The organism is Photobacterium gaetbulicola (assembly GCF_003025515.1).
Classification (GTDB): Bacteria; Pseudomonadota; Gammaproteobacteria; order Enterobacterales; family Vibrionaceae; genus Photobacterium; species Photobacterium gaetbulicola.
The window spans coordinates 60665-78628 of sequence record NZ_PYME01000001.1 but is presented as its reverse complement, the minus strand read 5'-3'; the positions used below and the strand labels follow the sequence as shown (position 1 = coordinate 78628).

Here is a 17964-nt window from a genome sequence, read left to right as displayed (position 1 = left end):
CAATTAATTCGGCCGTGGAATTTCAATCTCTATACGCTGATTGAGGACATCCAACTCTTGCTCTAATGCGGCAAGCTGGGCTTGCTCACCCTCGACGACCTTCAGCCGTGCTTCATACTTGTCACAGTCAGCTTGTGAAACCCAGTTCCAACTGGTACCGGATTTGAATTCATCGCAAGCTTGCTTGAATTCCGCCGCCACCTGCTCAGCCTTTTTAACGTCAGCCTTAGCCGCGATGATCTGTTTTTGCAGCAACAGCTGCTGTTGATACAAGGCTTTGGAATTATCCAAAACGGCTTTTTGCTGCTCGGCAGTACTGGTCAATTTTACCACCTGGGTATCGAGCTTCTTCTTTGTCACAGTCAGTTTTTTTTGCTGACTCGTCAATGCCGTGATTTGTTTTTCAAACTCAGCCTTTTGCAGTTCAATGACTTGCTGTGACGCTTCCAACTCTGCTCGTACTTGCTCAATATCAAGTGCACTTTGGGTTTGATAGTCTTCAAACTCCCGCTTAATGGCCGATTTTTCCGCAACTAGCTGTTGATTTTGGTTTTGAAGCTGTTCAAATTCTGCTTGGGTTGGTCTTGGTGAACGGTGCCATACTGCGGTTGTAAGCAAGCCACCAATCACTAAACCTGCAACTAACGATAATTTCCAAGATGCCATATCACAATATCCATAAGTTCTGGAATTCTTTCCCTCACTGAGCAGCACTACAGCCTTGTAAGCCATCCACGTTGGGCAATCGGAAATCACAACATCCAATTGCTAACTACTAAAGTATCAGTGTAGGGAAAGTGAATGTCAGATTTATATCAAACTTTCTTAATTTTCTATATGACTAAATGACTTGCGGTCAATCATTACTGCAAGTTCAACTTAAGATCACCCGGCTTGATCCAACCGATCTTCCTTAGTAATTCAGAGAAGACCAAGGTAAGCAACGCAGGTAGCACAAAATGCAGCACAAAAATCACGCCGTACATGTTTATGCTGTCCCAACCGGCAGCCTCGAGAGCGATGAATGTCTGAATTTGGCCGACAAAGCCCGAGGTCCCCATGCCAGCACCCAGTGGTGTATTATCTACGGCAAAGACTGTTGTCGCGATAGGGCCAAGGATGGCAGAGGTCAAAATTGTCGGGATCCATACCTTATAGTTCTTAATGATGTTCGGCATTTGCAGCATTGAGGTGCCCAAACCTTGAGCCATCACCCCAGCCCAGCGGTTCTCGCGAAAGCTCATCACCGCAAAACCGACCATCTGGGCGCAACAGCCTACTGTCGCTGCCCCTGCCGCAAGACCGTTTAGGCTTAGCATAATAGCGATAGCGGCACTGCTAATAGGAAGAGTCAATGCCATACCCATCAACACAGCGACCACGACTCCCATCAGAAATGGCTGTAACAAGGTCGCAGACATAACAAGATCGCCCAACGAGGTCATGAACTGGCTAATGTACGGCCCTATCAAGGTTCCGACTAAGCCCCCACTGACCATAGTCACAGCCGGCGCTACAAGAATATCGACCTTGGTCTCATTCGCAACAAGTTTTCCAAGCTCGGTGGCAACCAAGGCGGAGACAAACGCGCCGACAGGCCCGCCCAGCATAGCCCCTGCGGCCCCCACCGTCGTTACCGAGAACAACACCAGAGGAGGGGCTTTTAATGCGAAAGCCACGGCAACCGCTATCGCAGGCCCCGTCATTTGCTTCGCCAGCGGCCATAACGTATCGGTAAACAACGGAATACCAAATTTAATCCCTGCGGTATTCAAAATCGAACCGATAAGCAAAGAGGAAAACAAGCCCAATGCCATAAAGCTCATCGCATGGATAAAGTAGGTTCTAGGAGAGAGTGTTACCCCTTTCCGTTGCAAAAACGCATTACACTGGGTAACAAATGTCGCAGACTGAATAGTAGACATGATTAATCGTTAGCAGGTTCAATAACACAAACACGCAATTTTATTCTTGCCTTGCCAAGATGCAACAAAATTAGTCAAGCTTTGCATAAATTGGCCTCTAAGCGGAAATGTGCCGCACTTCGCACTTAGGCTGGCTCTTGCTGTCGATAAAGGATAAAAAGTGCCTGGTGAGTCGTAACCCAAAGTCACTTAGCACAATGATATTTTTATTAGCCTAGGTTAGCCTCCTATCGTTGCTAGCTCTGTTATCGCACTTTTTGAGGCCGCCAGTGATAAACAACACTCTTCTCCCGCCAAATATTCAATTTAGCTCTCTATCCGCTGCTATCCTATTAGCTCTTAGCCCTTTTAACCCTGCCGTGGCATCAGACCCTGTTGCATTCGAGCTTATGCATGCCCACGCTATTAACATCGACACGCTCGAACAAGACGAAGAACTCGTACAGAAGCTACAGAGCTACCTAGCCAGTGAAAAGCTTGATGGTATCAGGGCGGTGTGGACAGGTAAGGGGCTTGTTACCAGACAAGGCAACCCGATTGTTGCCCCATCTTGGTTTACGGAGACTTTACCCAAGGATACTTGGCTGGAAGGTGAGTTATGGATAGATCGCAATCAATTTCAGTTGCTCAGCAGCATAGTTCGCGATCATCACCCCAATGAGAAAGAATGGCAAAGAGTCAAGTTCATGGTATTTGACTCGCCCTCGATCAGTGCTCCGTTTCAAGATAGAGTGCTCATCCTCAAAACACAGATTCAGACTATCGACCAGCCATATATCCAATTAATCCCCCAGCATGACATTGCGAACATCACTGAGTTAGAACAGTTGCTAGAAACTATCAGGAGTCAGGGTGGTGAAGGAATCATGCTGCATCGCAAAGATAACCTTTACCAACCCGGCCGTAGCCAAAACCTAATCAAGGTGAAACCCTATCAAGATGACGAGGCTATCGTTATCGGCTATGTGCCGGGAAAAGGCAAATACCACGGGATAATGGGGGCTGTTTGGGTCACTACATCCGATAACCGAAAGTTTAAGATTGGATCCGGTTTTAGCGATCACGACAGGCAATACCCGCCACCTCTAGGTTCAATCGTTCAGTATCGGTTCAATGGCTATACTGACAGCGGCTTGCCTCGGTTTGCCCGCTTCCTCAGGGTGCGAAGCAGCCCTGATTCATAACACACTGAAATTATAAACAAAAAAAGTACTACTCCCCCGCTACTGGGAGTAGTACATAAAAGATGTCATTGTGTACCATCTGCTGCAATCATAAGCCTTAATGAAATAGAGCTTTGGATTGCATGTAGGAGAAAGCACAATGCTTGCCAATCTTTATAGCAAATAAAATCAACAACTTAATTGCAATAATATCTATCAGATGCCCCATAACAGTGAGTTAATGCACCATTATGCAACACAACCTTCGCCACATTAGCTTTCAGCTCACAACAAAGAAGTAAAAATAATTTTTGCTATAAAAGTTTCTGTGATCGCTCGCGCAATAAATTATTTAGTATTCTAAATAACGCTCGCTCCTACAAGAACTATAAAATTAGAAAACTAAACTTGTCCACACCTAAAATTCAATCACTTAATTGAAATATTTAAATAATATTAATGTTCACACAATATTACCCATCAAAACATTATTTCCCCCAAATTAATCACATGAATCTGATTGCCTTTTCGCATTAGAATTAGTCATTTTACTCAGCCGCTTTTTCTCGCCATATTCCCGATCAGCGACAATTCTCATGGCATTTCCTGTGCCTGTATCTCGCCTAAATACCCTGCGTATCCGCCACTCAAGCAGAGAGGACGGTAATTTTTTGCTTTTTCGGAGAACACAGTAGTGAACAAGCACGCTACGACATCAGCTAAGAAACCTGTTTGGGTTCCAATTTTAGGGCTAACTATTTTTGCCGTTGCCTCAGGGTATTTTATGAGCGTGCTGCCTCTTACCTTGGCGAGCCACGCAATTCCGAATAGTGCCGCGGGTTGGCTGGCCAGTATTTACTACTTTGGCTTGCTTGCTGGCGCCATGCTTATTGAGCCTGTTATCAAAAAAATAGGTCACCGACTGGCTTTCATCTGCTTTGTGAGTGTGTTGGCTTTGTCTGTGGGTTTCATGGGGCTGAGCTCAACGTTATCACTCTGGATGGCAAGCCGTTTTATCGCGGGTTTCGCCGTCGCCGGTATCTTTGTAGTCATCGAATCTTGGCTGCTGATCGGAGACAATAAAGAAGAAAGGGCCAAGAACCTAGGCCTTTACATGACCTCACTCTATGGCGGTACCACTGTCGGTCAATTTGGCATTGGCCTACTCGGTGCAAGTGGGGTGATGCCGTTTGTCGCTACTGTCGCTCTATTGTTGGTAGCAATTATTCCAGCATTGACAGCCAAACAGGCAAACCCAACCCAGGAGCAACATGTTAGCCTAAGCCTGCCGCAAATATTGGCACTTAGCAAACCGGCCCTAATTGGCTGCCTTGTCTCAGGTATCGTAATGGGATCTATTTATGGATTGTTGCCCCTGGCTCTAAAAGCAACAACCAATAACTTGGAACAGGTAGGCAGCTTAATGGCAGCAACAGTATTAGGGGGGATGAGCATTCAGCCGATCCTCAGTAAATTGTCCTGTCGAATGCCAAAATCGCTGCTACTGGCATTAATGAGCCTTTTGGGCGTATTCGCTATGGGGTTATTTCACTTAGATAGCAGTTATGGCGTTCAGATAGTCGCTTTAGCCCTATTGGGGATGTCGGCATTTGCACTCTATCCAATCGCGATCACACTGGCTTGTGATGGACTAGCATCGGAATCCATTGTGTCAGCGACACAAATTATGCTGTTTAGTTACAGCGTAGGATCCGCTTTCGGTCCGGTTGCTGCCAATTACTTGATGCACACAGATACGGGGCTAACGGGCTTTTTCTTTGCCGTATTGCTAACTACTGCTATTTACATGCTAATGGTCAGCCTGCGCACGAAACCAACCGCTTTGGCACAGTAATATCTCGGCGGTACAAAAAGAGCGGGCGCGACTTTCGTCGCGCCCTTGGTCTTACTTGCAGCGATCCAGCTACTATGGTGCTCCCTGCATCATTCCATGATTAAGCTGTTTCCTTCAGCGCTTTCCCTTTGTATCCTTCCTGGACATGTCCTATCGGTCTCGCCTTGACCCGTCGATACTTCCTGTCTCGACTCTCTTCTCCTTCCTGGAGGTGTCCCTAACTTCATCCTGAAGTGGTCCATCTATGTCGTCATGACTGGTAGGTATCCTACCTACTGTATCACTTCCTTTTAATTTTCCCTTCACAGTCCTTGTCCGATAAATCTTCCTGATCCACCGCCCTCTTCCTGAGGGTGCCAACGTCCCTGGCCACTTTCCTGTTCCGTTCCGTCAGTTCCTTCCGACACAGATAAGATTACGTGAACTAAAATTCTAAACAACCGACAGCGATCACATTTTTTATACCCACTTCGTCGCTATTCAACAAGTCACCTATAACTACATGATTTTAAAGAAATCAAGTAGTAGCGCTAAATTTATCTGACGACCACAAACTTAAAAATCCCACCTCGCTGTAAGAGATATCTCACATTGAAGCAGGATAAAGGGGTCAATTGGCACTAAATAGCCCGTTCCTGATCATCCTCAGTAGGCTCAAGCCCTTCAAGCTTCTCGAGTAAAACTTCTTTCTTAAACGGTTTTGCCACATAGTCATTCATGCCAACCTCGTAACATTTCGATATGTCCTCATCAAGAACACTGGCCGTCAGGGCGATGATATGCAAACTCGCCTGTCCCGTTTTCTTTTCCCACTCTCGAATGGCTGTTGTCGCCGTGAATCCATCCATGACAGGCATCATGCAATCCATTAGCACGGCATAGTAGCTATTACCTTTTTTGACCATATCAAGGGCCTGCTGCCCGTTGTTGGCAATATCAAATTGGTATCCTGATTTTTTCAAGAATAAACCGGCAACTTTTTGGTTTACCGCATTATCTTCAACAATTAGCACCTTGGGCTTTACCGATAATGCAGCCTCTCCCTGTGGTATGCCGTTTATGGCGTCTATCTCTTGCTCAACCAAAACTTGCTTTACGGCAGACTCAGAGGGTGGGAAGCTGACTGCATAATCATTATCGGGATCCTTGGCTATAGTTGGCTCCTGCCCTACCGACAAAGCCACAACCTTTTGCTTCAAGGCTTTTTTAACACTCTTCACTAAGCGCTTGCCAAAAAATGGCAGGGTTACAATACCTGAGATCACGCTACCAAAATCGCATTGCTCATCGCGATGGTCAATACACAAAATGATAGGCAAATTCGGCATTATCGTCTTAATCAGACCAAGATCATATCTCGTTTGCTTGGTGCTTTGCTGACAGTAGAAAATCACATCAACATCATTTTCATACCTTGGCGAAAGCTCTGGTACATCGGTTACATAGGCTACCATTCCCAGCCCTTTACACTCGGGTTCAATACGCTGTGCTGCGGCTTTGTTCGGCCCCAAAACAAGTGCTCGGCAGGCTTGCAAATCAGCCTCGCCAGGTTCGCTCTCCTCGCAGACATCTACCTCTAAACTGAAGAAAAATCGGCTACCCAGCCCCTTTTCCGATTCAAGCTCCAAATGGCCACCCAGTAATTCAACAAGCTGGCGGCAAATAGCCAACCCTAATCCGGTTCCGCCAAATTGACGTGTAATCGAGCCGTCCTCCTGGGTAAATGGGGCAAATACCTGATCCTGTTTGTCCTTCTCAATACCTATCCCGGTATCTATCATGGAGAAACGAAGCTGAACACGGCCTTCTTGTTGGCTGATACAATCGATCTCAAGAGTCACCCCACCCTTCTGGGTAAATTTCACCGCATTGGAAGCCAAATTCATCAGCACTTGCCTTAAGCGATACTCATCCAGAACAACCACTGCCGGTAGCTCCGGATCGATTTTTACTTCAAGGTTTAGTTTGCTAGCTGTAGCCTTAGCCAATACAACAGTCATCGTATCGTAGGCAACCTCAGCCAACCGGCACTCACTTGGCGACAACACTAAGTTACCCGATTCAATTTTCGACAAATCCAGAATATCGTTAATTAACAACAATAGCGTTTGGGAGGAAGTCTCAATAGTTTGAACATATTCCGCTTGGGAGGGACTCAAGTCGGTATCAACCAAGATGCCTGACATCCCTATAATGCCATTGAGCGGCGTGCGGATCTCATGGGACATATTGGCCAAAAATGAGCTCTTGGCCAAATTAGCCTTTTCCGCTTCTTCTTTTGCTTGGAGAAGCTTATTATGGTTGGCAATCCGCTCCTCAATCATGCCGTTTAGTTGGTGGCTAAAAACGGTAAACTCGTCTTTGCCGTCCACTTTTATTTTCGCGACCGAGTGATCTTTATTACTGGTTTCAAGCAGCGCCATTGCTTTTAGTATCCGGTTTAAGTACGAGCCAATCCGCCTAATAAGATTAACCCCTAGCCAAATAATCATAATAACAGAGACTAAGATCACTCCGGCATACAGCCAAATAAGCCCCTTCGACTGGCTAATACTCGCCTGGATATCCTGTGCCAGCTGGCGGCTGACCTCTGTCACAACAAACTGTATCAAGGTATACCGTTCATCCAAGGCGGAAAGCGAATTATTCTCACCAAAACCAGTAAAAGTCCCCAAAAATATACTTTCACGTAACTTATAACTGGCTGCGAATACCGGATTAGCAAACGTTCTGCGCAATAACTCAATCTGTGCCGGGTTCGCGTTAATAGATAAATAACGCTCAATGATTAATTGCTGCCGTTCTATAAGCGTGTCCAATTGCTCCTTGTAATCCGACGCTTGCTCTGACTGGGTGGCAATCATACGGATATACCAATTTTCTTGCTGCGCCCATAACTGCAGCCATTGAAGTTGGTACAAAATAGATAGCTTTTGTTCAATATTGGCGTCGGCAACGTCGATGGGGGCTTTTTCAAGCGATACTAGGTTTTGGATAACAAGATCAAACCCCCAATCAGACCAATCATTCAATTCCATTATTTCAACATATTCATACTCGGAGATAAGATCTTTCATCTCCTCATTGGTGGATAACGCCTCAGCAGATTGAGTACTAGAAAAAGCACGGGGAATAATAGCTGAATACTGTGATGCTTGTTCAAGTATATTTGAAACTGTTTCATCTATTTCATTACCGGATAGTCTATTAATTTTCAGTTCATGAACAGAATTTGAAAACTTCGAATTTGCCTTTAACAAATCCAACCGAGCCGTTAATTTATTCAATGAAGTAACTTTGTCGAACAGACTAGAAATTTCAATGGCTGCAAAGACACCGGAAAACGTAAGTGGCAGAACAACAAGAGAAATCAGCCTTAATTTTATCGAAAACCGATTCAGCAACCCCATAACCTCACCTTGATCAAAAAATTCAATCTTGCCTATTTGTACTAACATCAATGTCTACTAACATTTATAGCAGGAATGAACATGATGATGGAACTAATTCAATGATCAAAGGATTGACTTTAAAAAGTTTATTGCCTTTCACGACATTATTGACACTAGCATCAATAATTAGCCCTCCGTCTTTTGCCAACGATAATGCAAAAGATATTGAGTTTGCCGTTTTTTCATTAAATGAAGAGATCCCAGCTTTAACAAAAAGTAAAGCCAGAATGCTCTACAAAGGAAAAACCAAGAAACTTAACGGCAGTATTAAAATTGTTTTAGTTGACTTGCCCGAAAAGTCTATTCATCGCGAAGAATTCTACAACATGCTGTTAGGCAAATCCGTTTCGCAAATGAACGGATATTGGGCCAGCCTGTCATTTTCTGGCAAAGGAGCCCCGCCAGAGGAACTAAGCAGTGATGATATAAAAGAAATCATCGAATGGCTTAATAAGAACCCCAACGGGATTGCCTATGCTCCTGTCAGTGCCGTGCCAGAAAATGCCAATATTCTCATTACAGTCTTACAAGGAGAGTAAGATATGACTCAAAAATCATTGCTTGCACTCGCTGTACTTGTATCGCCTTTAACCAGTGTGGCAGCTATACAAATCACCGATAATTTTTCCATCAGTGGCTTTGGTTCTACCTCTATCACCAAGTCAGATAACAGCACACCTTTGTTTGTACACCGTGAAATCACCGATGAGACATGCTACGACTGTGACACCATCTTCGGCCTTCAAGCTGACCTTTCAATCATCGAAGATGTAAATGCCTCGGTTCAGATGGTCAAGCGGCCACAAGATCATTGGTCTGATGTCGAATTAGAATGGGCATACCTAAACTACGAGGTAAACCAGTTTTCCTTCCGCGGAGGCAGGCTGCGCATACCGCTATTTCTTATTTCGGAATATTACTATATTGGCCAAGCCTACCCTTGGGCCCGTCCGCCCCAAGAGGTATATGACAGTATTCTCGGCTTTACCTCATATGAAGGGATCAGTGCCTCCTGGTTGTGGGACGTCAATGATGAAGCTGTTGTGAGAATAACGCCTTACTATGGCTTTGGTAATGACAACAAAGTCAAATTCAGCGGCGCTCGGTTCAACTTCAAAACTGACTATCTGGCAGGGCTATCTGCAGAGCTCAGCGGGTTCAACTACCGCGTGCATTTTGGCTACTTAAATTCAAAGTACTTAATGTCCCCTAGCTCGTCTTCCGAAAAAGAAACATTGAATATCTACACCCTTGGTGGCGAATACTCGATGGATGACTGGCTATTTATGTCAGAAGTACAAACAGACGATCTACAGACCAATTGGTATGTCAGTGCCGCTTACAGCATCGATAAATTCACACCTTATCTGGTCTATGGAGAAAGCCACCACCGCCGTAAGTCAAACAGTGTAACCGCTGGGATACGTTATGACCTAAGCCACAAGATTTCACTCAATGCCGAATGGCAAGGCATCTATATGGAGAGGGAAAATTACAACGCCGGTAACGAGGGACAATTTGTCACGGCGCCAATTCATTACAATGAAGACAAAGATGTTCAAGTGTATACGGTTATGATTAACTTTATTTTCTAATTGTCCCAAACAGACCAGAGCGCTTCAGGCCAATCGCCTAAAGCGCTGGCAGCTCAGCTACTTCACTAACATGGCAGCACCGAAAACCCCGGCGCTGTCGCCCAACGCAGGCTTGGCCAGTACCGTATTGAGAACAGGATTGAACAAATGCGGTAAAATCGCCTCGCGCCCCTCGGTATACAGGGATTCAATGTTTCCTACCCCACCGCCTACGACGATCACATCTGGATCCAGCACATTGATAATTGTCGCAACCGCCCGACCAAATTGCTGGTGCATGCGGTCAATCGTCTGCCGCGCCAACTCTTCGCCCTGACTTGCCAATGCCACTATCTCCGGAAAACTTCGAGAAACAGCTGGATTACCACTGTTCTCTCGGTAGTAACGCTCTAGTCCTTTTCCCGACAACACAGTTTCAACACAGCCATTTTTACCGCAATAACAAGGTGTGCCATCAGCTTCGAGCACATTATGCCCCCACTCACCTGCGATACCATGACAGCCATTGAGCACCTTACCGTTAACAACAATACCACTACCGACGCCTGTCCCCATAATGATACCGAATACCACTTCAGCATCAGGCTTTATGTCCTGGACCACCCCCAGTGTTGCTTCTGCCAGGGCAAAGCAATTAGCGTCGTTGGCCAAACGCACGGGGATCCCCAGTAGTGACGCCAAGTCTTGATCCAACGGCTGGCCATTAAGATGGGTCGAGTTACAGTTTTTCATGGTGCCGGTTGCCGGATCCAAGGTTCCAGGCGTGCCAAAACCAACAATTTTAGGGTACTCACCCACCTCCTCGGCGCATGAGTCGATCAACTTCTTAATCTGTCCGAGCACATGCTGATAGCCGCCTTCGCCCTCGGTGGGCAGACGCTTACGCAACACACAGTGGTCATCAGTATATTGCATGACAGCACACTCGATTTTTGTCCCGCCCAGATCAATACCCCAATAATATTTGCTCATAATTCTCCTGCTTTGTGGCTTGCCGCTCTATATGGCTACAGATTTCAGTAGATACAGTCCATGCTGCTGCAATGGAGTATGTGTCGCGCTTTCACCCCTGCACTGCAAAGCGCGCAAAATCAGCCATACTTATACCAAAACATAATGGTTACTGATGTCTAATCATCGTCATTTTCAGCAATTAACACGCTGATTAATCGACAATACAACATATTTTGGAGATTTGTGATGTTTCTAAGAGAGTCACGCACTGGTGATTTAGTTGACGTCATCGACATGTCTTCTTTGGTCAACCCCTTCTCCTCACATGTCAAAGTGCAGTATCAATCCGGCGAAGATCTTGCCGATCCGGTTACTGTCGACAAACAAAGTTTGGCTTTTCCTTCTGGTGAGGAATTACCAGAGTGCTGGATAAACGGCTATTACAGGCATAGTCAACGATAACCAAACAAAAGAGCCCTCTGATGAGGGCTCTTTTTTCAGCAAATCAAATCGGACCCGATTTACATCGCCAGACTATTAATGCTCTGGCTGATCTGGTTGGTTAAACGCGCCACGCCTTCAGCCAATGCTTTCACCTGTGCATCATAGCCATCTTGCTCGAGTGGGACTTGAATGAAAAACGGCTGCCTTGCCAAGGCTTCACCTTGCTTATCAACCAGTAGCCATTGTCCGCTCAATCTTGCGCCACCGCTGTAGTGACCGTTGAACTGGGTAAACTTCACCTGCAGTTTCGGCAAATTACCGCTATTTACAACAGGAGTCAGCTCATCGAACCAGTATCTTGATTGCTTTTGACGCAAATCCTGAGTAATGATCCGTGTCAACTGACGCGATAAGCTTTCTGCCCATAAGTTTTGCTGAGCCTGGACCACTTCGGTTTCACTGCTTTGGTAAACAAGCCCAGTTCCCGCCAGATGCTCGGCCACTTCAACGGGGCGAACAATAACCACCGGTTGATGCTTGTTGGCAAACGCCATGGTTAAATCACTGCTGTGATCAGGCAGCAAATACGTTTTCGTCACAGGCTCCGTCGAGCTGCACCCTGTTACCGCCAACAGGGCAAGCGCCAGAATTATTCCCTTGTTCATTATTGACGTCCTCCGACAGGAATGGGATCAGCCGGTTTTTCCCCGCTGAAAATCAGCGAGTTGGGTTTTTCATTTATCTGCCGCAATACCGGCTGTAGCTCTGCCATCACTTGTTCAAACTGTATCAATGCCTGCTCCAAATTCTGATAAGGCGCACCATCAGGGCTGTAGCCGTTAAGAGTATCTTGGATCTGCTGCAAGCTTTCACGAATTTCCCCCGGTATCGCCTTAGTGTCTTTCTGTGCCAGCAGGCTATTGAGCTCTTTGGCAACTTTTCCAGCCGCTAACAATGTTTTCTGCGAAGTTTCCAACGTTTTGTTCAGGGTCAACAAAGTATCTTCAACAGGTAAATTGTTGATCTTTTTCAATATTGACGTGATCTCTTTTTGGATCTGGGCAAAACCGCCAGCTTTGGTTGGAAAAACATCATACTCACCATAATTACGGTGTTTATACTTCTTCTCTTCAGGATAGACTTCAACGTCCACCAATAATGCTCCGGTTAAGATGTTCGCGGTTTTCAATGACCCGCGCAGGCCATAACTAAACTCGTCTTCAAGGCTAGCCTTTAGCTTCTCCAAATTTTGGTATTTAACATGGGCGCTTACCCTATCCAATTCAATGCGGACTAGCACCGGAATTTGCCGGTTGGAAAAGCTTTTCTCGCCGCTCATGATATCCAAAGGCACTTTGCGAACCGTACCGATTTGAATACCGCGATACTCAACAGGCGCACCTGGTTTCAAGCCCCGTACGGACTCATCAAAAAGCATGACATATTCAAGGTAATCTTCGAAAAATCGCTCACGCACTTGCTTGATGTTGTCATATAAACGGAACTTAGATTTATCTTTGGTAATAAGCTCACCAGGCTCTCGCCCTTTCGGCACGCGAAAGCTTACACCGCCAGTGATCAAAGATTCGATTGAACCAATTTTCAAGTTGAAACCTTCCGCCGACATTTGCAAATCAACCCCAGAGGTCAACCAGAAACGGGTACTTTTCCTGATCAAACTGTTATACGGTTCGAAAATAAATAGCTGGTAGTGCGCTTTTTTACTTTCGGTATCAAAGGTAGCGTTTTCAACCCGACCGACCGTGAAGCCCTCATAAAGTACCGGATCCCCCACGCCCAACTTGCCCGCCTCACTGTGGGTCAGGATCAGGCGCAGCCCCTTGGCATCCGGCGGCGCGACCGGTGGAATATCCAATACATCGAAAGTACGTTGTTCTTCCTCGCTTTTACCCGGTCGCAGTTGGATGTATGCCCCCGATAACAAGGTATCCAACCCAGACACCCCTGACTTTCCGATGCGCGGCTTTACTACCCAAAATAAAGAATCTTCCTTGAGCATCCGGGCTGCGTCTTTATCCATTTGAGCTGTCACCTGAATAGCACTGTAATCCTCATTTAAGGTTACCGCCGTGACCACACCGACTTTAACGTTCAACGCTTTAATTTCAGTTTTGCCGACCTCTATACCCTCTGCAGTATCGATATTCAATACAATTTCAGGCCCTTGGCTAGTGATAAACTGAATCAGCATCCATATACCAATCCCGACAGCAATAACAGGAACCAACCATATCGACGATATTTGTTTAATGGCTTCTTTCTTAGCCTGGGGAGATGAGGTTTCACTCATAACTGTTTTTCTCTTTATTATTGTTCACATAGCCTGCGGGGGAGACAAGCGCCGAATCCTTGGGCCAAAACACACGAGGATCAAAAGACATTGCTGAGATCATAGTCAGTAGAACAACACAGGCAAACGATAATGCAGCAGGGCCTGGGTAAATTGCCATTAAGTTCTGAAGTTGAACCAAGGCCACCAAAATCGCCACCACAAAAATATCAATCATCGACCAACGACCAATAAACTCTGTCATTCGATACACCTTTAATTTTCGCACCGCTTTCTTTTCATCGAGGCTGCCACCTTTCCCAGCCATGATATACAGCCAAGACAGCGCAATAATTTTTGCCAGCGGAATGACCACACTCGCCAGAAAAATAACTGCCGCTATGGGATATGACTTTAATTGCCATAACAACACAACCCCGCCCAGTATGGTTGAGCCTTCTGCTTTGCCCAAACTGACGGTATACATCATGGGATAAAGATTGGCGGGAATAAAAAAGACAGCGGCGGCGATAAGCAACGCCCAGGACCGCTGCAACATCTGCTGAGGCTCGTAGGGGTGGAGCCGGCCATGGCAGCGGATACAGCGAGCATGCTTCTCTTCCGTCAGCGGATTGAGTTGCGAGCACACATGGCAGCTGACATGGTTATAACTGTTGTGGCAATCACCGGCCTTTACGCCATCCTGCGGCTCGAGAGGAAGAAACTGCAACCATAGCCAGGTACGATCAGCCATCGAGACGCATTTCACCACCAGCATGGTATAGAGGCAAAACGCCCAAAACGACATCCCCAGTCCGATATCCGCCAACGACGCAATTTTTATCAAGCTGACTAATACGCCAATTAAAAACACATCAACCATCAACCAAGGTTCAATCCGGATCATTAGCCGACATAACTTTTTCTCCCACAAGGCAATAGGCTTTTCTCCCGGATACTTGAGTCGCTGGCCTGCACGGAAATACAAATATAGCAGCGAGACCAAATACAAGGCCGGCAACACTAATACCGTTAACAGGAGCAGAAGTGCCAGCAAACTATTTTGAAAAACACTGAGCATTTCTGCCGAATGCATCAGGGTAATTTCCTGGCTGATCCCCTTCACACTGAACGACATAAAAGGAAAACTGATGCTGGCAACAAGCATTACCAAACTCGCCAAACCATAAGACAGTGGCCGCTGAAATGGCTGAGCTATGCGTTTAACCAGTGTGTGATGGCACCTAGGACAAACCGACTTCTCATCATCGCCGAGCTCAGGCAACGCCACCACTAATCCACACTCTTCACAGCCGACTAGCGCTTGTCGTTGTTGTGGTTTACCCATTTGTACCTCAATTCACCTTGCATCGGGCAAGGCAACATTATCAATTAGCGTTATTTTACTTTATTTAAGTTAGTATACCCAAGTGGCATTAAGTTGCTTAACTACAACACATAACTGAAAAAGCACCCGATTGATTCGAGTGCTTTTTAGAAATAAACGGATTGTTTTAACGTTAACCCGCAGTGAAAAGCTTGTCAGTTTTGGCCGCGCAGATGAAATCATTCTTGTGCAGCCCTTTGGCCGAATGGCTCCACCAGCGAACCCTTACCTTACCCCATTCAAGGGTAATTTCCGGATGGTGAAACTCTGCTTCAGCCAACCCTGCAACCCTGTCAGTGAACGCCCAGGCCATTTTAAAGTTCTTGAAAGAAAATTGTCGCTCAAGCTGTTCAACACCAGCAACTTCAACCGCCTGCCATTCTGGCAAGGTGGCGAGCAGTGCTATTTTTTCATTTTCTGTCACTTTAGGTGCTCCAGCATGGCAGGCTTCGCACTTGAGTTCATGTAGTTCAGTCATTGATTCCCCTTAACTCACTTCCTTGATTTTGCTTTCGAACAGTGGCTCATGTAATCCCAGCTTCTGTGCCTCAGTGACCAACTGCATGATATCTTGGTGGGCCAACTCGTAGAGCTGGTTAATATCCTCAAGAATAAAATAGAGCGGCTGCATGATGTCGATCCGGTAGGGCGTACGCATGATATCAACAGGCTCAAACGGTTTATAAAGAGGCCTTGACTGGTCAGCCGTCGGCGCTTTACCACCCAGCTTATTAATATTGTCCGAGGCCCTTTGCCCCGTTAGCGCATAGCGCGTTTCGCCGGGGGACGACAGAATGCCTCCACCATATATGCGCAATCCTTCTTGCTGCTGCAGCAGTCCAAATTCAACTGTAAACCAGTATAGCCTTGCCAAGTAGACTCTTTGCGCAGAATTCGCCTTGGCTCCCAATTTTCCGTACGTATGGGTAAAGGCAGCAAAGGCTGGGTTGGTCAGCATGGCACAATGACCAAAAATTTCGTGGAAAAAGTCTGGCTCCTGCAGATAGTCAAATTCTTCCCTTCGCCGCAAAAACGTGGCGACAGGAAATTGCTTGTTGGCTAACAACCTGAAGAAACGATCAAAGTTGATCAAGGCTGGGACAGCAACACACTCCCACCCAGTAGTGGACTGCAATACCCGATTAATTTCCACCAATTGCGGTGCTCGCTGCTGGGGTAAATCGAGTAATTCCAGACCGTCGATATACGCCTGGCAGGCTCTTCCTTCGATACATGCCAATTGGCGCTCAACCAGATCGTGCCACACTTGGTTTTCTGAACGGTCCCAGTGGATCACACCCTGTTCATCTGGCTTTTTTGAGACATATTTTGTTCCGCTACCCATAATTGACCTTTTTTGTTCTGCTGCCTCGCCCTGGCAAATCAACATTCCGCTAATATCATGTTCGTTTCCTTTAGATTAGGTCGCTTAGCCAACCCACCGACAGTCGTTCTTAGCAATGAAACTCCGGCAAAACGTAACAATTATTTTACAGAACATTATCCACCCTATACTGGCAGCCGGTACGAGTACACATCATTCAATGACTTAAAAACAGCTCAGCAACATGCAAGCGAACAATCATGGCTTGTAAATCAATACGGACACTGGTTGGTGAATTCAGTTAAGGCTTCAAGTTGCCTTGCCCGAATGACTGCGCCAGAGTTAAGCCATTGAGCTAACATTTAATTAACACGGTCAATGTGGAATGACTGTGATCACGAGGGATATGCAATGCGGCAATGGTTTCAATTTCCAATCACCGAGGGAGAGGCTTCTCGCCAAGCACATTGTGACTTGCCTGAAGGTACGTTCGAACGTGAGTGCGGCCGGGAAGGTTTTTTTGGCCCAGCAAGCCATATGTATCACCGCCACCCTCCAACAGGGTGGATAGACTGGGATGGTCCCCTACGCCCCAGGGCAATAGACACTAATCAAATCCCCTCTGAAGGGGCCTCGCCTTGGGATGCCTCGCTTATCCTGTTCAACAATAACCTCAAGTTTCGGGTTTGGCACTGCGACAGAGCCATGGAAGATCTCGCGCGAAATGGCGATGGCGACGAAGTGCTATTTATCCATCATGGGTGTGGCGATTTGTTCTGCGATTATGGCCATATGACCTTCCGAGACGGCGATTATATTGTACTACCTAGGGCAACGAGTTGGCGGATAGAACCCAAGGCCCCTGTCACCATGCTGCTCATCGAGGCCACGAACAGTGCCTATCAGATGGCAGAACGCGGCATCGTCGGCCAGCATGCCGTCTATGATCCGGCCGTATTGGAATATGCCAGGATCAATGATGCCTTCCTCCACCAGCAGAATGACAACCGGCACTGGAAAGTCCAACTCAAGGCCCGTAACCAACTTAACACTATTACTTATCCCTATAACCCACTCGATGCACAAGGTTGGAAAGGTAACCTGACGGCCTTCAAGCTTAACTGGCGCGATATCAGACCGCTGATGAGCCACCGCTACCACCTCCCCCCTTCGGCCCATACCACTTTTGTTGCCGATGGGTTTGTGATTTGTACCTTTGTGCCACGGCCAATCGAAAGCGATCCGAATGCCTTGAAAGTACCCTTCTACCATAACAACGATGATTTCGATGAAGTCCTGTTCTATCACCGGGGTAACTTCTTTAGCAGAGACAATATCGAAGCCGGCATGATCACCCATCACCCCTGCGGCTTCTCCCACGGCCCCCACCCCAAAGCACTGGCAGCCAGCATGACCGCGCCGAAAAAAGAAACCGATGAAGTGGCGGTCATGATCGACGCCCGCTGGCCGCTGGAAGTCGCCCCTTTGCCCGACGGGGCTGAAAACACAAATTATGTCTTTTCATGGCAGGGCAACAACGCGGAGTAGCCAAGCTAAGCTAAATCGAAAATATTA

Annotated in this window: 15 protein-coding genes; 6 read left to right on the top strand and 9 right to left on the bottom strand. The window is 46.6% G+C overall.

What is annotated here, in order from left to right; genetic code table 11:
* Positions 1-3: 3 nt before the first annotated feature.
* Both C9J03_RS00355 and C9J03_RS00350 read right to left on the bottom strand, forming a co-directional pair.
* Complete coding sequence (locus C9J03_RS00355) at positions 4-666, bottom strand: hypothetical protein (RefSeq protein WP_044620903.1); 663 nt, start codon at positions 664-666, stop codon at positions 4-6.
* 197 nt (positions 667-863) lie between these two features.
* Entirely contained in the window at positions 864-1925 is a 1062-nt protein-coding gene (locus tag C9J03_RS00350; protein ID WP_044620902.1) for a PTS sugar transporter subunit IIC, read from the bottom strand.
* Positions 1926-2314: 389 nt separating this feature from the next.
* Between C9J03_RS00350 and C9J03_RS00345 the strand changes: the two genes are divergently transcribed.
* Both C9J03_RS00345 and C9J03_RS00340 read left to right on the top strand, forming a co-directional pair.
* The gene (locus C9J03_RS00345) at positions 2315-3109 is read left to right on the top strand and encodes a DNA ligase (RefSeq protein ID WP_082060536.1); all 795 of its coding nucleotides are present in this window, start codon (positions 2315-2317) and stop codon (positions 3107-3109) included.
* A gap of 673 nt (positions 3110-3782) precedes the next feature.
* Complete coding sequence (locus C9J03_RS00340) at positions 3783-4943, top strand: MFS transporter (RefSeq protein ID WP_044620901.1); 1161 nt, start codon at positions 3783-3785, stop codon at positions 4941-4943.
* 620 nt (positions 4944-5563) lie between these two features.
* On the opposite strand, the gene C9J03_RS00335 is transcribed toward C9J03_RS00340, so the two are convergent.
* Positions 5564-8401 carry a hybrid sensor histidine kinase/response regulator gene (locus C9J03_RS00335; protein ID WP_052829588.1) on the bottom strand — a complete coding sequence of 946 codons (2838 nt, stop codon included), beginning with the start codon at positions 8399-8401 and terminating at the stop codon, positions 5564-5566.
* Between the two features lie 53 nt (positions 8402-8454).
* Here C9J03_RS00335 and C9J03_RS00330 point away from each other — a divergent pair, with 53 nt between their 5' ends.
* Both C9J03_RS00330 and C9J03_RS00325 read left to right on the top strand, forming a co-directional pair.
* Positions 8455-8934, top strand: coding sequence for a hypothetical protein (locus tag C9J03_RS00330; protein ID WP_044620900.1), 480 nt, complete (start codon positions 8455-8457; stop codon positions 8932-8934).
* A 3-nt stretch (positions 8935-8937) separates the two neighbouring features.
* Positions 8938-9990, top strand: a complete 1053-nt coding sequence (locus C9J03_RS00325) for a porin (RefSeq protein ID WP_044620899.1) — start codon at positions 8938-8940, stop codon at positions 9988-9990.
* 57 nt (positions 9991-10047) lie between these two features.
* On the opposite strand, the gene C9J03_RS00320 is transcribed toward C9J03_RS00325, so the two are convergent.
* Entirely contained in the window at positions 10048-10962 is a 915-nt protein-coding gene (locus C9J03_RS00320) for an ROK family protein (protein ID WP_082060453.1), read from the bottom strand.
* A gap of 228 nt (positions 10963-11190) precedes the next feature.
* On the opposite strand from C9J03_RS00320, the gene C9J03_RS00315 reads away from it, so the two are divergent.
* Positions 11191-11406, top strand: coding sequence for a hypothetical protein (locus C9J03_RS00315; RefSeq protein ID WP_044620897.1), 216 nt, complete (start codon positions 11191-11193; stop codon positions 11404-11406).
* A gap of 59 nt (positions 11407-11465) precedes the next feature.
* Here C9J03_RS00315 and C9J03_RS00310 read toward each other — a convergent pair whose 3' ends face one another.
* The 5 genes from C9J03_RS00310 to phhA all read right to left on the bottom strand — a co-directional run bounded on the left by C9J03_RS00310 (position 11466) and on the right by phhA (position 16410).
* The gene (locus tag C9J03_RS00310) at positions 11466-12053 is read right to left on the bottom strand and encodes a PqiC family protein (protein ID WP_044620896.1); all 588 of its coding nucleotides are present in this window, start codon (positions 12051-12053) and stop codon (positions 11466-11468) included.
* Positions 12053-13699, bottom strand: coding sequence for an intermembrane transport protein PqiB (gene pqiB / locus C9J03_RS00305; protein WP_044620895.1), 1647 nt, complete (start codon positions 13697-13699; stop codon positions 12053-12055). The genes C9J03_RS00310 and pqiB overlap by 1 nt, the downstream gene beginning before the upstream one ends.
* On the bottom strand, positions 13692-15026 hold the full coding sequence (locus tag C9J03_RS00300) for a paraquat-inducible protein A (RefSeq protein WP_044620894.1): 1335 nt from the start codon (positions 15024-15026) through the stop codon (positions 13692-13694). Before C9J03_RS00300 ends, pqiB begins: the two co-directional genes overlap by 8 nt.
* A 172-nt stretch (positions 15027-15198) precedes the next feature.
* On the bottom strand, positions 15199-15543 hold the full coding sequence (locus C9J03_RS00295; protein WP_044620893.1) for a 4a-hydroxytetrahydrobiopterin dehydratase: 345 nt from the start codon (positions 15541-15543) through the stop codon (positions 15199-15201).
* Between the two features lie 9 nt (positions 15544-15552).
* Positions 15553-16410: a phenylalanine 4-monooxygenase gene (gene phhA, locus C9J03_RS00290; RefSeq protein ID WP_044621861.1), complete on the bottom strand. Its 858-nt coding sequence runs from the start codon at positions 16408-16410 to the stop codon at positions 15553-15555.
* 390 nt (positions 16411-16800) lie between these two features.
* On the opposite strand from phhA, the gene C9J03_RS00285 reads away from it, so the two are divergent.
* Positions 16801-17937 (top strand): homogentisate 1,2-dioxygenase, encoded by a 1137-nt coding sequence (locus C9J03_RS00285; RefSeq protein ID WP_044620892.1) that lies wholly within the window; start codon positions 16801-16803, stop codon positions 17935-17937.
* Positions 17938-17964 lie beyond the last annotated feature (27 nt).

What these genes read in the sequence shown, in the direction of transcription:
- C9J03_RS00350 (WP_044620902.1), bottom strand. Translation starts at nt 1,925, where the DNA reads ATGTCTACTATTCAGTCTGCGACATTTGTTACCCAGTGTAATGCGTTT.
- phhA (WP_044621861.1), bottom strand. Translation starts at nt 16,410, where the DNA reads ATGGGTAGCGGAACAAAATATGTCTCAAAAAAGCCAGATGAACAGGGT.
- C9J03_RS00310 (WP_044620896.1), bottom strand. Translation starts at nt 12,053, where the DNA reads ATGAACAAGGGAATAATTCTGGCGCTTGCCCTGTTGGCGGTAACAGGG.
- C9J03_RS00345 (WP_082060536.1), top strand. Translation starts at nt 2,315, where the DNA reads ATGCATGCCCACGCTATTAACATCGACACGCTCGAACAAGACGAAGAA.
- C9J03_RS00335 (WP_052829588.1), bottom strand. Translation starts at nt 8,401, where the DNA reads ATGTTAGTACAAATAGGCAAGATTGAATTTTTTGATCAAGGTGAGGTT.
- C9J03_RS00315 (WP_044620897.1), top strand. Translation starts at nt 11,191, where the DNA reads ATGTTTCTAAGAGAGTCACGCACTGGTGATTTAGTTGACGTCATCGAC.
- C9J03_RS00320 (WP_082060453.1), bottom strand. Translation starts at nt 10,962, where the DNA reads ATGAGCAAATATTATTGGGGTATTGATCTGGGCGGGACAAAAATCGAG.
- pqiB (WP_044620895.1), bottom strand. Translation starts at nt 13,699, where the DNA reads ATGAGTGAAACCTCATCTCCCCAGGCTAAGAAAGAAGCCATTAAACAA.
- C9J03_RS00295 (WP_044620893.1), bottom strand. Translation starts at nt 15,543, where the DNA reads ATGACTGAACTACATGAACTCAAGTGCGAAGCCTGCCATGCTGGAGCA.
- C9J03_RS00300 (WP_044620894.1), bottom strand. Translation starts at nt 15,026, where the DNA reads ATGGGTAAACCACAACAACGACAAGCGCTAGTCGGCTGTGAAGAGTGT.
- C9J03_RS00285 (WP_044620892.1), top strand. Translation starts at nt 16,801, where the DNA reads ATGCGGCAATGGTTTCAATTTCCAATCACCGAGGGAGAGGCTTCTCGC.
- C9J03_RS00325 (WP_044620899.1), top strand. Translation starts at nt 8,938, where the DNA reads ATGACTCAAAAATCATTGCTTGCACTCGCTGTACTTGTATCGCCTTTA.
- C9J03_RS00355 (WP_044620903.1), bottom strand. Translation starts at nt 666, where the DNA reads ATGGCATCTTGGAAATTATCGTTAGTTGCAGGTTTAGTGATTGGTGGC.
- C9J03_RS00330 (WP_044620900.1), top strand. Translation starts at nt 8,455, where the DNA reads ATGATCAAAGGATTGACTTTAAAAAGTTTATTGCCTTTCACGACATTA.